Below are 14,272 nucleotides of genomic sequence, written 5' to 3'. Positions count from 1 at the left end.
TCTGTTTTTTATATTATGGAATAACATGTCTAGCTCCGAAAACAATCTCGAAAATTCACTTATAGCTAAGCTTGAAGAGTTAAAATATAAAAAAAATGAAATTCATGATCTAGACTCACTCAATGCCAATTTTCGAAATAAGTTTAATGAGTTAAACCAAGTTCAGCTTACAGATGCTGAATTTGAGCGCTTATTACAAGAAAATATTAGCTCTGATGTATTCACTTGTTCTCAACGGTTACGAGAACAGCATGTTTTTGACCGAGAAGATGGTACACCTCTTTATTACACTCTAGTTAACACAAAAGACTGGTGTAAAAATGAATTTGAAGTCATCCGTCAGTTCCGTGTAAATTCTCAGAATAGTCATCATCGTTACGATGTCATTATTTTAATTAATGGCTTACCTTTAGTTCAAATTGAACTTAAAACCTTAGATATTTCTCCTCGTCGTGCAATGCAACAGATTGTGGACTATAAAAATGATGTTGGTAATGGTTATACCAATACTCTATTTGTGTTCATGCAATTATTTATTGTTAGTAATCAAAAGCAAACTTATTATTTTAGCAATAACCAAGAGCAACATTTCAACTTCAATGCTGACGAACAGTTTTTACCAATTTATCAATGGGCTGATCCTGACAATCGTAAAGTCAATGATTTGCATGAGTTTTCTGAAAAGTTTCTCAATAAATGTAAACTAGGAAAAATGATCAGCCGTTATATGGTTCTAGTAGCGACAGAACAAAAAATCTTGATCATGCGGCCTTATCAAATATATGCCGTTGAAGCGATCATCGAAACGATTAAACAAAACCGTGGTAATGGATATATCTGGCATACTACAGGTAGTGGTAAAACTTTAACTTCATTTAAAGCATCAACTTTACTTAAAGATAATCCCGATATTGAAAAATGCCTATTTGTGGTTGATCGCAAAGACTTAGATCGTCAAACACGTGAAGAATTCAATAAATTCCAAGAAGGATGCGTTGAGGAAAATACCAATACAGCTTCATTAGTTCGACGACTACTTTCTACGAACTATAGTAATAAGGTCATTGTAACCACAATTCAAAAGTTAGCGCTTGCGTTAAATGATCAGTCAGACAATCTTAATAAAGCTAAGAGTTCACGTTCAAAATCTCCAAGCTTTAAAGAACAATTAAAACCTCTGCAAGATAAAAGAATCGCAATTATTTTTGATGAGTGTCATCGTTCACAGTTTGGTGAAAATCATCAAGCAATCAAAAAGTTTTTTCCTAACTCACAGCTATTTGGATTTACTGGTACACCTATTTTTGGAAAAAATTCAACGGTGCAAAGGATAGATGGAAGAGAAGCAAGTTATGCCGAAACAAAAGATATTTTTCAACAACAGTTACATGCATATACCATTACTCATGCAATCGAAGATCAAAACGTTTTAAAGTTTAATATTGAATATTTTCGTGCTACTCAGGTTGATCAAAATAAACCTATTACAGCTCGTGTGGGTGATCCTATAACCCAAGAAAAAATTGTTGAAGCCATTCTTAATAAGCATCATCACGCAACTCATGAGCGAAAGTTTAATGCTATCTTTGCAACGAGCTCAATTAATGATGCAATTAGTTATTACCATTTGTTTAAGGCAAAACAAGCAGAATTATTAGAAACCAATCCAGATTATCAAGTATTAAATATTGCTTGTGTTTTCTCTCCCCCTGCCGAAGGTGATGCTGATGTAAAGCAGTTATCTGAAGATTTACCAAATGAGCAATTAGATAACTTAGATAAGCCAAATGAAAAAAAACAAGCTTTAACTACAATCATCAATGATTATAACGCTCAATTTGGTACCAGCCATAGCTTGGCACAGTTTGATAATTACTATCAGGATGTTCAACAGCGCATTAAAGATCAGAAATATCCAAATAGTCAGGCTTTTCCTCAATCACAGAAAATTGATATCACAATTGTGGTTGATATGCTGCTAACAGGTTTTGATTCTAAATATCTTAGTACTTTATATGTCGATAAAAATCTAAAATATCATGGTTTAATTCAAGCATTTTCACGAACGAATCGAGTCTTAAATGATTCTAAACCTTATGGGACAATTATCGATTTCAGAGGCTTGGAGTCTGCTGTCGATGAGTCAGTAAAATTATTTTCTAACTTAGAAAAAGACGATCATGTTAAAGAAATCTGGCTCGTTGAATCTGCGACCCAAGTAATTGCTAAACTTGCTGTTGCTAAACAGAAACTTGATACTTTCATGCAATCAAAAGGGCTACCAACCACCCCTGAAGATGTTATTAACTTACAAGGCGATATCGCAAAAGCTGAATTTATTAATAAATTCAAAGAAATTCAACGCTTACAAACTCAATTAAGTCAATATACTGATTTAACTGAAGAGCAAAATGAATCTATCAATAAGATTATGCCTAGAGACGAATTGCGAAGTTTTCAAGCCGTTTATTTGGAAACAGCAAAGCGTTTAAAACCAAAGCAAGACAATCCAGATAATGTCTCAAATGAAACAGTACAACAAGTTGATTTTGAGTTTGTCTTATTTAACTCTGCAATGATTGACTATGACTACATCATGAAACTGATTAGTGATTACAGTCAAGCTTCATCTGAAAAACAGAGTATGACTCGTGAAGAGCTGGTCAATCTAATTAGTAGTGATGCTAAGTTTGTCGATGATGCTGAAGATATTAAAGAATATATCTACAGTTTGAAAATTGGTGAAGGCCTCAGTGAAGAAGATATCAAACGTGGTTTTGAGCAATTCAAACTAGAAAAAACTGACTACGAAATTGAAGAGATTGCTGAAAAATATGGTTTAGAAGTTGAAGCTCTCAGACTATTTGTTGATGCGACACTTGCACGCATGATTTTAGATAATGATCTACTACATGAGTTACTTTCTCCGCTTGGCTTAGGCTGGAAAGACCGTAGTAAAACTCGTAAAGCTTTAATACAGGATTTAACTGAACCAATGCAAAAACGTGCCAATGGGCGTGAAATTTCTGGGTGGGATGCTCATGTCAAATAATCAAGTTTTAGATTTCAAAGAAAATTCTGTATTACCAAAATTAAGATTTACTGAATTTGAACAAGAGGCTCAGTGGGAGATAAAAAACCTAGCTAATATTGCGACGTTCCTAAAGGGTAAAGGAATTTCAAAAGCAGATATTGATGAAACTGGTGTAATACCCTGTATTCGATATGGTGAACTTTATACCACATATAATGAAATCATCGATAAAGTTTTATCCAAAACTAATATACCGACTAACAATCTGATTTTGAGTAAAAAAAATGATGTCATCATTCCATCCTCTGGGGAAACTCATGAAGATATTGCGAAAGCATCTTGTGTGATGCTTGATGATATTGCATTAGGAGGTGATTTAAACATTATTCGAAGTCATGAAAATGGAGTATTTATAAGTTACTATCTCAATAGTTCTTTGAAGTCTGAAATTTCTAAAATTGCTCAAGGAAATGCTGTTGTGCATTTATATGCAAACCAGCTAAAAAAATTAGAAATAGCACTTCCATCTCCTTCAGAGCAAGGAAAAATTGTAAATTGTTTATCTTCTTTAGATAAAGTTATAGAAAGTGCATCAATTAAACTTAAACTTTATATAGACCATAGAACAGGCATGCTACAACAGCTTTTTCCTAAAGATAAAGAAAATTTACCAAAATTAAGATTAGGTAAATTTAGTCAAGAATGGGAGAACATTGAGCTTTCTCAAATTGCTAAACCTGTTAAGAAAAAAAATTCTAATGAAGATAAACTTAAAGTTTTATCTCTTTCCAATGAGCACGGATTAGTTTCCCAAGCCGATTATTTCTTAAAAAGAGTTGCTGGGGATAATACTGATCGATATATCGTTTTACAAAAAAATGATTTTGTATATAACGATCGGATTACAAAGAATTCGACTTATGGAACGATTAAAAGACTTTCTCTTTATGAAAGTGGGATCGTTTCACCTATTTATAAATGTTTTCGTTTTGAAAAAAATCAAGATCCTGTTTTTTGGGAATATTTCTTCGAATCAAAAACTCACGAAAGTGAAATTAAGCAAATCGTAAATGAGGGTGCTAGAGCTGGTCGTTATAATATTTCTATTGATAAGTTTTTATCAATAAATGTTATGCAGCCATCTCTTCTAGAGCAAGAAAAAATTGCTTCTTGTCTTACTTCACTCGATCATTTAATTTCTCACCAAAAAAATTATATTGATAAACTTAAAAGACATAAGAAAGGTTTAATGCAACAACTATTTCCAGTAGTTGAGGAAATATAAAATGTCTGTAAACAGAAAGGTATACCCGTATAAAAGCATAAATAGAATTGTTGAGCGTTTAAGAAATGATCTTAATGACGGTAAAGATTTCGTTCTAGTGTATGCCTACAATGGAACAGGAAAAACTCGCTTATCAATGGATTTTAAAGAGAAGGGTAAAAAAGGCAGCAGAAGAAATAGATCGAGTGGTAATCGAGATACTCTATATTTCAATGCTTTTACTGAAGATTTATTCCGATGGGATAATGACTTAGACACAGATACAGATCGAAAATTATATCTGAATAAGGATTCTAAATTTTTCTTAGGTTTCCAAGAGCTTGCATTAGAAGAAAAAATTTTTGTACATTTACAAAAATATGCAGATTTTGATTTTCGTATTGATTATGAAGCATGGTCAGTTTCTTTTTCACGTAAAGAAGAGTTTAAATTAAAAGGAAAAGATGAATTTTTTACAAAAATAATAGATAACATAAAAATATCTAGAGGTGAAGAAAATCTATTTATTTGGTGTACGTTTTTAGCTATTTGCGAACTAGCGATTGATAAGCAAGAAGCATACGATTGGGTAAAATATATCTATATTGATGACCCTATTTCATCTCTAGATGATAATAACGTAATAGCTTTATCAAGTGATTTGGCAAAGTTAATCCGTAAAGGAAAAGATTATGTAAAGGTCGTAATTTCTACACATCATGGTCTTTTTTTTAATATCATGAATAATGAGTTAAAAAAACATAGTCATAAATGCTATTTCTTGTATAAGAGCAGACATAACAATGAATACCAATTACAAAGTACAGGAGATACCCCCTTCTTTTATCATGTTGCAATGTTAAAAGAATTAAAAGATGCTGCGTATTCCACGCCTTCAAGGTTATATACCTACCACTTTAATATTTTACGAAGTATTATGGAAAAAACAGCTTCTTTCTTTGGCTTTGAAGATTTTTCAACCTGTATCAGTGGTATTGAAAATGAGGCTCTCTTCTCGCGTGCATTAAATCTACTTAGTCATGGTAAATATTCAGTCTATGATCCTCAGGCAATGGGCTTAGACAACCAGCAGTTATTTAAAAATATTTTAGACGCGTTTTTAGAACGCTACCCATTTCAATTACCTAATATTGGTGAGGTTGCTCAGGCAACTACTTCTACATCTCTTCAAATAGCTTCTCCACAGGAAACTCTGTCATGACCGAACAGGAACAGCAAAAACTTGGTGCCTTACTTTGGGATATTGCAAACCAATTACGTGGCTCAATGAATGCCGATGACTTTCGGGATTACATGTTGTCATTTCTATTTTTGCGTTATTTATCTGCGAACTATGAAGAAGCTGCTGCTAAAGAACTTGGGCGAGATTATCCAAAGCCAGTTAAAAATGATGATGGTTTAGTTAAGCAGACATCACTTAATATTTGGTATGCCAATAATGCTGAAGATGTGGCTGACTTTGAAGATAGTATGAGAAGTTTAATTCACTATGTGATTAAACCCGAATACTTATGGAGTAATATTGCAGAACTTGCACGTACTCAACATGAAGATCTACTTAAAACATTAAATGCTGGTTTTAAATATATTGAAGAACAATCTTTCGCACGTAGTTTTAATGGACTCTTCTCTGAGATTAATCTTAACTCTGAAAAATTAGGTAAAGATTACAAGATACGTAATACTAAACTATGCTCAATCATTAGTAGTATTGAAGAAAAGCTTGTTAATTTCTCAACAAATAACGACACATTAGGTGATGCTTACGAATACTTAATTGCACAATTTGCATCAGGTTCTGGCAAAAAAGCAGGTGAATTCTATACACCTCAACCGATATCGACAATTTTATCTCGAATTGTATCTTTAGATAGTCAAGACCCAAGTACTGGCTATAAAAAATCTTTAGATCGGATTTTAGACTTTGCTTGTGGTTCGGGCTCATTATTACTAAATGTACGTAATCAAGTAAAAGAGCATAATGGCAAGGTAGGTAAAATTTACGGGCAGGAAAAAAACATTACCACCTATAACTTAGCCCGTATGAATATGCTATTACATGGCGTAAAAGATACTGAGTTTGAAATATTCCATGGTGATACTTTAGCAAATGATTGGGATATTCTAAATGAGCTAAATCCATCTAAGAAAATCACATTCAATGCCATTGTAGCTAATCCACCATTTAGTTTGAAATGGGATACGACTGAAGCTTTAGCTAAAGATTTTCGCTTTAAAGATTACGGTTTAGCCCCTAAATCGGCTGCTGACTTTGCATTCCTTTTGCATGGTTTTCATTTTTTAGCAGATGATGGAGTCATGGCTATTATCTTGCCACATGGAGTGTTATTCCGTGGAGGAGCTGAGCAAAAAATACGACAAAAACTCATTGATGATGGTCATATCGATACAGTAATTGGCCTACCAGCAAATCTGTTTTTCTCAACAGGCATTCCTGTATGTATTTTAATTTTAAAGCGCTGCAAGAAATTTGATGATGTCTTGTTTATCAATGCTGCTGATTACTTCGAAAGAGGTAAAAAACAAAATTACTTACGCGAACAAGATATTGAGAGAATTGTTGATACCTATCAATATCGTAAAGAAGAAGAGCGTTATTCAAAACGTGTAAGTTTGGATGAGATAAAGAATAAAAATGAATACAATCTTAATATCTCTAGATATATTAATACTTCAGAAGCTGAAAAAGAGATTGATTTGACAGACGTTAATAAAAATCTTCAAAAAATTGCTGAAGAAATTAAACAATCTAAAGATACCCATAATGCCTTTTTAAGAGAACTCGGATTATCCGAATTGCCTTAAAAACAAGATCCAAATTCCATGAGTTGGAACAATTTAGTATGATACTTTATTGTTCCTAAATTCATAATTGTTAATAATGGATAATATCTAGTATGAAACTTTATTGTTTCATAATGAAATAAATATCAATAACTTATGAAAGGGCTGAGTATGAGACTTTATTGTCTCATTACAGTGCTGGTCTGAACATATCAGCATCCCACATCATAACCCAGCCACTCAATCAGGAGGCTGGGTTTTTATGCGTAGGGCACCGAGATTCTTCAGGATGTACCCTCTGGTGGGGCTCTCATCATATTATTTCATCATCTATTTTGCGTTGTATCGTCTGTTCAACGCTGTGCATCCGATGAACATCATCGCGTAGTGGTACAAAAAATTTAATATAAAAATAAATAAAACAAAATACTTAGTTATTCATACAGCAAAGCATTTTAACGATAATAAAGGCTTTTAAAGATAATATTGACAGACAGAGCTGTATGAATTGGTTTAGATTAAATACGCTATTCTGGAGATAAAAATGTCTAATAATAAAATTGGTCGCTTTGAATGGATGCAATCAACAGATGGGCATCTCAGCACAAAAGAAAAAATCAGCCTACTCAATGAAATTCTATTACCGAGTATGTTGGGTGTAATAAAATCGCAACTTCATATCGGAAATTCAAAAAGCAACATTCGTCTTAAAGATATAAAAGTATCCCGATACTCAGATTATTGTAGAAGCAATCAATGAGTTAAATGAAAAAGCGCCTACTACGCTCATCAATCACTCTTGGCGGGCATATTTTTGGGGTGCAGCGATTGGTCTTCAGGATCAACGTAAATATGATCCTGAAATACTTTTAGTGGCTGCTTTGTATCATGACATTGGGCTAACAGAGACCCATAAAAACTCAAAAGATTGTAGATGTTTTACATATGAAAGTGCGCTGCAATTTGACAAAAAAGCCAAGCAGTTAGATTACGACCAAAATAAAAGCAATATTGTCAAAGATGCTATATGCATGCATATGAACGGTCATATACTTGACGATAATGAGCCCGAGATCATTTTGCTGCAACAAGGTGCATCATGTGATGTCGTTGGAGACAAGTTCTTTACCTTACCGGAAAATTACAGAATAGAAGTATTAGAACAATACTCACGTCTGAAATTTAATTCGGAATTCAAAAAGTTATTAGCAGAAGAAAGTAAAAACGTAAAAAGCTCTCGTAGTAATTTCTTATCATTGCTAGGTCTCCCAATGATGATTGCAATGAATCCCTTTGGAGAATGAAGCCATAGACGAAATTACATAGACTAAACTCCATAGACGAAATTAAAGATGCACCATCACCTCATAAATCTGTTGTAACTGCTGACAAAACTGTTGCATCTGTGCCTCCGTCATATCGGCAGTACTGATACGTAAACCGGCAACTTCTTGATCAACTTTGAAATCCTGTCCAGCGCGTACCATCCAACCGCGTTGTAATAATACCTTGGCAATTTTCTCAGCATGTGGCAAAGCCAGCCAAATATTTAAACCATCATACTGTGCCGCACAGGGAATTTTTGCTTGCTGTAAATACTGCAATAACTGCTGATGCTGTGCCTGATAATAGGTTTGGGCGACTTGAATATTTTTGGCAAATTGTGGGTGATTGATAAGACGATAAACTATTTCTTGAAGAATATGACTCACCCAAGTTGAGCCTGCGTTCAGCTTACGGTGCAATCGTTCTGAGGTCTCAGCATCACAACAAACAAAAGCAAAGCGTAAATCAGGTGACAGATATTTAGATACCGAGCGAATCACAGCCCAGTGTTTGGTCGATGCAGGAATAATATGTTGATAAGGCTGTGCTGATAATAAGGAAAAATGATCATCTACTAAGACTAAAACATTGGGATAATCTGAGAGTAAATGTTTAATCTGCTGTGCTTGCGCAATACTTAAACTGTACCCTGTAGGATTTTGTGCACGTGGTGTAATTAAAATCGCTTGTACATTGGCCAATAAAGCCTGCTGTAAAGATTTTAAATCGATACCCTCTGAAGAGACAGTAAAAGACTGCATCTTAAACTGCTGGTTTTCTATTGCACAAATACTGGTGATAAAGCCGGGTTGCTCCACGGCAATACTATCTGATGGCACCAAATAAGCCGTTAAAATCCGTTCAATAGCATCGACCGCACCATGACAAAAATCCACAGCAAAGGGCTGGGGGATATCGGAGAAAATCTTCTTACGCGCATATTTCAATAATTTATTATGGTAAATACTGTCGCCATATAATGCGCTTTGAAAACTGCTTAAATCGATGTGCGCCAAGCTAGGCAACAATTCACGTTTTGGATTTCCATGGGCTAAGTCGACATGATCTTTGTCCAAAGACTGAAAGCCTTCGTGTGAACGTGATGGGCTATAAGACTTCACTTGTGTTCCTAAACGTCCTTTAGACACCACTAAACCCATTGCGACTAAACTTTTATACGCTGCTGCAACCGTATTACGGTTCACCCCAATCTGTTCAGCTAATTCACGCACACTGGGTAAATAATCACCCGGCTGCAACTGACCTGTTTGAATGCGGCTGCGGATTTGATCTTGAATGTCTTGAGCACTATTAGCACGAATATTCATAAATGCGGTTCTATTCTATGCGCTGCGTTGGCACAGGAATAAGATTACCAATCCAGTCACGTAATAATCGCTGCGCCTGATCTTGTAATGCTTTCCCATAACGCAGGCTGTCCTGACGTAAAGTTAAAATATCAATCTGTGCATTATGCAGTTCATGATGATGTCCAATCAACCAAGATTCTATCTGCTTTAGATCAAGCTCAACATGAAACTGTAAAGCCAGTATATTTAATCCAACAGCAAAGGCTTGATTGGGATAATAGATCGAGCCAGCAAGTCTTTTTGCAGCAGTCGGAATATCAAAGGTATCACCATGCCAATGTAAAACAGCGACGTCATCTAAATAACGCAAAGGTGAGTTGAACCCCTGATTATTGATAGACAAACGACTCCAACCAATTTCTTTAACATGGCCTGCATACACTTTGGCACCCAATGCAGCGGCTATGAACTGTGCGCCCAAACAAATTCCTAGCGTCGGTAAATTTGCACGAAGTCTGCTCTGTAATGCAGCAATTAAGTCAGACACATAGGGATAATTAACCTGATCATATACCGAAATCGGACCACCCAATAAAATCACGGGGTGGGTGGATGCCAAGGCAGGTTGCAACGCATCTACACCCAGCTGTAAGTAATGAATTTCATAACCGAGCTCCATTAGAGTAGCGGCAAAACTACCTAGATCTTCAAAAGCAAGGGTTTGAATAGCATATACTTTTTTCATTGTAAATCCTCTAAGCGTAGTGGCAAGGCTTTGATCAGGGCAGCGACTTGTTGTGCTAAATACGCAATTTGTTGCGTTGAGATAATCAATGGCGGGAGTAGGCGAATAATTTTGCCCTGTGTTACATTGAGCAAAATACCGTACTCATCACAGGCCAACTGGGTCAGTTGTGGCACGGGCTGACTTAGTTCGATGCCGATCATCAATCCCACACCACGTACCGATTGCACACCTTTAACCCCCGTCAGTTTGGATTGCAGTAGTTCGAGCAGTTGCTGTCCTTTATGGGCAACCAAGCATAGATAGTTCTGTTCTAGTTGTTGTAAAACCGTATAGGCAACACGACAGGCAAGGGGATTACCACCAAAGGTAGAACCATGATGACCCACTTGCAATAACTGCGCCACTTTCGGCTCTGCCAAACACGCTCCAATAGGAATACCATTGCCTAAGCCTTTGGCTATGGTCAAAATATCTGGGCGAATATCGGCTTGCTGATAATAAAACCAAGATCCTGTACGCCCCATACCGCATTGGATCTCATCCAGAATCAATAACCATTGCTGTTGGTCGCAGAGTTGGCGCAGCTGTTTTAGATAAGATGGCGAGGCAATATGAATGCCACCTTCGCCTTGAATGGGTTCCAACATCACCGCAACCACATCTGGATCATCTTGATAGGCTTCGATTGCAGCCAAATCATGAAAAGCGACGAACTCAAAACCTGTTAATAACGGTCCAAAGGCTTGGCGGTATTGTGCATTGGCGGTAGCAGATAGAGCACCCAAGGTACGACCATGAAAGGCATTGTGCATCACTAAAATTTTAGGTTGTGTGCTGCCCTGATGATGACCATATAAACGAGCCAGTTTGATGGCGGTTTCATTGGCTTCACTGCCAGAATTACAGAAGAAAGCCTGTGTTAATCCCGTAATCTGTGCCAATTGTGCTGCAAGTTTATGATTCCAGTGTTGATCAAATAAATTGGAGAGATGCAAAAACGTTTGTGATTGCGCCACAATTGCAGCATGAATGTGTGGATGGGCATGACCTAAGAGGGTTACGCCAACGCCAGAAATTGCATCTAAATAACGTTTTCCCTGTTGATCCCACAGTTCACATCCTGCGCCACCGACCAATGTTAAGTCTAAAGGACGATAGACTGGCATTAAATGCTGCATGATGCTTCCTCTATCAGTTGTGTCAGTGCACATGGAACATAACGATATTGATGACCTAAGAGCTGTAGTGCGCCATCTTTTTGCATCAGTAGGCGTGACTCTTCAATCACTTGCAACAATTCAAAGTGTAGAGCTGGATGATGGCGTAGCAATTGCCACACGGTCTGCATATCCTGTAATGCTTGTGGTGTATCACTCTGAAAGTTTCCTAATAACTTGCCATGTTTATAAATGCTGAGTTGATAAGCTGTATGCATAGTTGCTGTCATATTCAATTTACTCCGACCAGTAATAACTGTCTGGCAATGCTCTGGCACCAAAAATAGCCTGACCTACACGGATATCAGTTGCGCCTTCTTCAAGGGCAATCTCATAATCACTAGACATTCCCATCGATAAACGCTGTACATTGGGGTAATGCTGCTGAATCTCCTCACGTAATTGTCTTAAGCTTTGAAAACAACGGCGCACTTCAACTTCATTTTGGCTATGTATGGCGAGGGTCATCAAACCGACAATATTGAGTTGTGAAAAAGCCTGACATTGTTCAATCAAAGGCAATGCCTGTTCAGGTCTGACACCAAATTTACTTTGCTCATTGGAGGTATTGACCTGAACAAAGACAGTGAGCTGCCTTTGTTCAAGCAATAAACGTTGATTGAGTTTTTCTGCCAATCTCAAGCTGTCCAGTGCATGAAATTCATCAATGAATTTCGTCATATATTTCACTTTATTACTTTGTAGATGACCGATTAACTGCCAGCGGATCGGCAAATGTTGTAACGCCTCATATTTGCCTTTGGCCTCCAAAACCTTGTTTTCACCAAAGCAGCTCAAGCCTGCTGCATAAGCTTGTGCAACCCGTTGCGCCGGCAAAGTCTTGGTCACAGGCAATAAACGCACCTGTGCTGGATCTCGTCCAACGCGTTGGCATATTGTGGCAATATGCTGCTGAATCGCTTCAATATTCTGCTGGAGCTCTCGCAGACTATTGGGGGTATGGTATTGATTCATTATAAATCCTATGACATTTAAACTTTGTCATAGGACAATAATATAGTGTCAAAAAAAGCGCAATGCTTTTGCTCAAAATCAAGCAACGTAGTAGCAACATTCATGGCAGTTTCAGTATCCATTACCATCATATTGATCTAATCTCTTGCTTTGCGCGCTCTTTATGATGACGAGGGTACTATTGAGTTTGATTGCGATCACTCAATTGTAAGATGGCATAAGCCACTAAACCAAAGACCAAGCCCCAAAATGCACCACCAATACCGAATAAATTGATATTTGCGGCTGTTGCGAGGAAGGTAATCAATGCAGCTTCGCGATTACGGGGGTGTTGCAAAGCATTCGCCAAGCTTCCTGCAATCGTGCCCAATAACGCTAAACCGGCCAAAGTACTCATAAATGCTTTCGGGAAAGCACTAAATAATGCGGCTAAACTGAGACCAAATAAGCCCACCAAAATATAAAACAAACCCGCAGTAATGCCTGCAACCCAACGTTTTTTAGGGTTTTGGTGTGCGTCAGCTCCCGTACAAATTGCCGCAGTAATTGCCGCCAAATTAAATGCATGTGAGCCAAAAGGTGCCATGAGCAAAGAACCGCAGCCCGTTACGGTAAATATTGCTTTGGCATTGCTGCGATAGCCATCATTTTGCAACAGTAAAAGACCAGGCATATATTGTCCTGTCAAAGTGATTAAAAATAAGGGCAGCGCAATACTCAATAGCGCATGTAGGCTAAATACCGGTGCAGTAAAAACCGGAGTGGCAAAGGCAAAATGAAAAGCAGATAAATCTATCGCAGACTGTAAACATAATAAAATTAAACCGCCCCCTAAAACAGCAACGATGGCGTAACGTGCTGAAAGTCGCTTGGCAATGAGATAAACCAAAAATAATGTAATCACCAATAATGGATCTGCACTGATATTGGCAAATACTGCAATGCCAAACTGCAATAAAATCCCTGCCAATAAACCCGAGGCAATGCTCATTGGAATCCATCGTATCAGTTTTGCAAAGTATCCTGTCATACCCAATAGCACAAAAGCCAAGGCAGATAACATATATGCCGCAATAGCCTCTGCATAGGGCACGCTTGCCAATGCTGTCATTAAAAAGGCAGCAGCAGGGGTTGACCATGCGGTAATAATCGGCTGTTTATAGCGCCAACTGAGTAAAATACCCGTGACCCCTACGCCAATCGAGATTGACCAGACCCATGAAGCCGTACGCTCAGGGCTTAAACCTGCTATTTGTGCCGCTTGGAAAATTAAAATAAAAGTACCACCATAATTGACGATTACGGAAATTAAACCCGCAACGACTGCTGGCATATAATCTTGATAATATGACCAAGGAGAATGATGCTGACGCGACATAAACCCAACTCCTACCTAAATGTATAAATGGTTTAAGCGCAAAGTTTATGCATTATTCTGGTCTGGTCATAAGATACACTTTTAGTATTTTTTTAAGTACCAGTTGCGGATTGGTCGACGCATCATACTGAGTACAAGACAATCACAGCGTCATAATAAAAAAAGGGCCAACATCTCACAGTTGACCCATTGCC

General features: G+C 37.2%; 10 protein-coding genes and 1 pseudogene. 5 read left to right on the top strand and 6 right to left on the bottom strand.

The window, feature by feature from the left end:
• The first annotated feature begins 25 nt into the window (after window positions 1-25).
• The 5 genes and pseudogenes from BFG52_RS16330 to BFG52_RS16310 all read left to right on the top strand — a co-directional run bounded on the left by BFG52_RS16330 (window position 26) and on the right by BFG52_RS16310 (window position 8,428).
• The gene (locus BFG52_RS16330) at window positions 26-3,052 is read left to right on the top strand and encodes a type I restriction endonuclease subunit R (RefSeq protein WP_067558792.1); all 3,027 of its coding nucleotides are present in this window, start codon (window positions 26-28) and stop codon (window positions 3,050-3,052) included.
• Window positions 3,042-4,319, top strand: coding sequence for a restriction endonuclease subunit S (locus tag BFG52_RS16325; RefSeq protein ID WP_067559687.1), 1,278 nt, complete (start codon window positions 3,042-3,044; stop codon window positions 4,317-4,319). Before BFG52_RS16330 ends, BFG52_RS16325 begins: the two co-directional genes overlap by 11 nt.
• Window position 4,320: 1 nt before the next feature.
• A complete protein-coding gene (locus tag BFG52_RS16320; protein ID WP_067558788.1) occupies window positions 4,321-5,520 on the top strand; it encodes an AAA family ATPase in 1,200 nt (399 codons plus the stop codon).
• Entirely contained in the window at window positions 5,517-7,145 is a 1,629-nt protein-coding gene (locus BFG52_RS16315) for a type I restriction-modification system subunit M (RefSeq protein WP_067558784.1), read from the top strand. The genes BFG52_RS16320 and BFG52_RS16315 overlap by 4 nt, the downstream gene beginning before the upstream one ends.
• A 523-nt stretch (window positions 7,146-7,668) precedes the next feature.
• Window positions 7,669-8,428 (top strand): annotated as a pseudogene (locus BFG52_RS16310) (HD domain-containing protein).
• 42 nt (window positions 8,429-8,470) lie between these two features.
• Here BFG52_RS16310 and BFG52_RS16305 read toward each other — a convergent pair.
• The 6 genes from BFG52_RS16305 to BFG52_RS16280 all read right to left on the bottom strand — a co-directional run bounded on the left by BFG52_RS16305 (window position 8,471) and on the right by BFG52_RS16280 (window position 14,078).
• On the bottom strand, window positions 8,471-9,778 hold the full coding sequence (locus BFG52_RS16305) for an aminotransferase class I/II-fold pyridoxal phosphate-dependent enzyme (protein WP_067558780.1): 1,308 nt from the start codon (window positions 9,776-9,778) through the stop codon (window positions 8,471-8,473).
• A gap of 10 nt (window positions 9,779-9,788) precedes the next feature.
• Window positions 9,789-10,505, bottom strand: coding sequence for a glutamine amidotransferase (locus tag BFG52_RS16300; protein ID WP_067558777.1), 717 nt, complete (start codon window positions 10,503-10,505; stop codon window positions 9,789-9,791).
• Window positions 10,502-11,686 carry an aspartate aminotransferase family protein gene (locus BFG52_RS16295; RefSeq protein ID WP_067558774.1) on the bottom strand — a complete coding sequence of 395 codons (1,185 nt, stop codon included), beginning with the start codon at window positions 11,684-11,686 and terminating at the stop codon, window positions 10,502-10,504. The genes BFG52_RS16300 and BFG52_RS16295 overlap by 4 nt, the downstream gene beginning before the upstream one ends.
• Window positions 11,674-11,955 (bottom strand): BAR domain-containing protein, encoded by a 282-nt coding sequence (locus BFG52_RS16290; RefSeq protein ID WP_228703785.1) that lies wholly within the window; start codon window positions 11,953-11,955, stop codon window positions 11,674-11,676. Before BFG52_RS16290 ends, BFG52_RS16295 begins: the two co-directional genes overlap by 13 nt.
• Before the next feature lie 7 nt (window positions 11,956-11,962).
• Entirely contained in the window at window positions 11,963-12,700 is a 738-nt protein-coding gene (locus tag BFG52_RS16285) for a YggS family pyridoxal phosphate-dependent enzyme (protein ID WP_067558767.1), read from the bottom strand.
• A gap of 178 nt (window positions 12,701-12,878) precedes the next feature.
• A complete protein-coding gene (locus BFG52_RS16280) occupies window positions 12,879-14,078 on the bottom strand; it encodes a benzoate/H(+) symporter BenE family transporter (RefSeq protein WP_067558763.1) in 1,200 nt (399 codons plus the stop codon).
• Between the last annotated feature and the right edge of the window lie 194 nt (window positions 14,079-14,272).

The sequence above is a fragment of the Acinetobacter larvae genome, from assembly GCF_001704115.1.
Classification (GTDB): Bacteria; Pseudomonadota; Gammaproteobacteria; order Pseudomonadales; family Moraxellaceae; genus Acinetobacter; species Acinetobacter larvae.
Note: the sequence above shows the minus strand (reverse complement) of the source record. Positions and strands in the feature narration are given on the sequence as shown.

Coding starts and splice junctions, on each gene's coding strand:
- BFG52_RS16330 (WP_067558792.1), top strand. CDS start 26: ATGTCTAGCTCCGAAAACAATCTCGAAAATTCACTTATAGCTAAGCTT.
- BFG52_RS16325 (WP_067559687.1), top strand. CDS start 3,042: ATGTCAAATAATCAAGTTTTAGATTTCAAAGAAAATTCTGTATTACCA.
- BFG52_RS16320 (WP_067558788.1), top strand. CDS start 4,321: ATGTCTGTAAACAGAAAGGTATACCCGTATAAAAGCATAAATAGAATT.
- BFG52_RS16315 (WP_067558784.1), top strand. CDS start 5,517: ATGACCGAACAGGAACAGCAAAAACTTGGTGCCTTACTTTGGGATATT.
- BFG52_RS16305 (WP_067558780.1), bottom strand. CDS start 9,778: ATGAATATTCGTGCTAATAGTGCTCAAGACATTCAAGATCAAATCCGC.
- BFG52_RS16300 (WP_067558777.1), bottom strand. CDS start 10,505: ATGAAAAAAGTATATGCTATTCAAACCCTTGCTTTTGAAGATCTAGGT.
- BFG52_RS16295 (WP_067558774.1), bottom strand. CDS start 11,686: ATGCAGCATTTAATGCCAGTCTATCGTCCTTTAGACTTAACATTGGTC.
- BFG52_RS16290 (WP_228703785.1), bottom strand. CDS start 11,955: ATGACAGCAACTATGCATACAGCTTATCAACTCAGCATTTATAAACAT.
- BFG52_RS16285 (WP_067558767.1), bottom strand. CDS start 12,700: ATGAATCAATACCATACCCCCAATAGTCTGCGAGAGCTCCAGCAGAAT.
- BFG52_RS16280 (WP_067558763.1), bottom strand. CDS start 14,078: ATGTCGCGTCAGCATCATTCTCCTTGGTCATATTATCAAGATTATATG.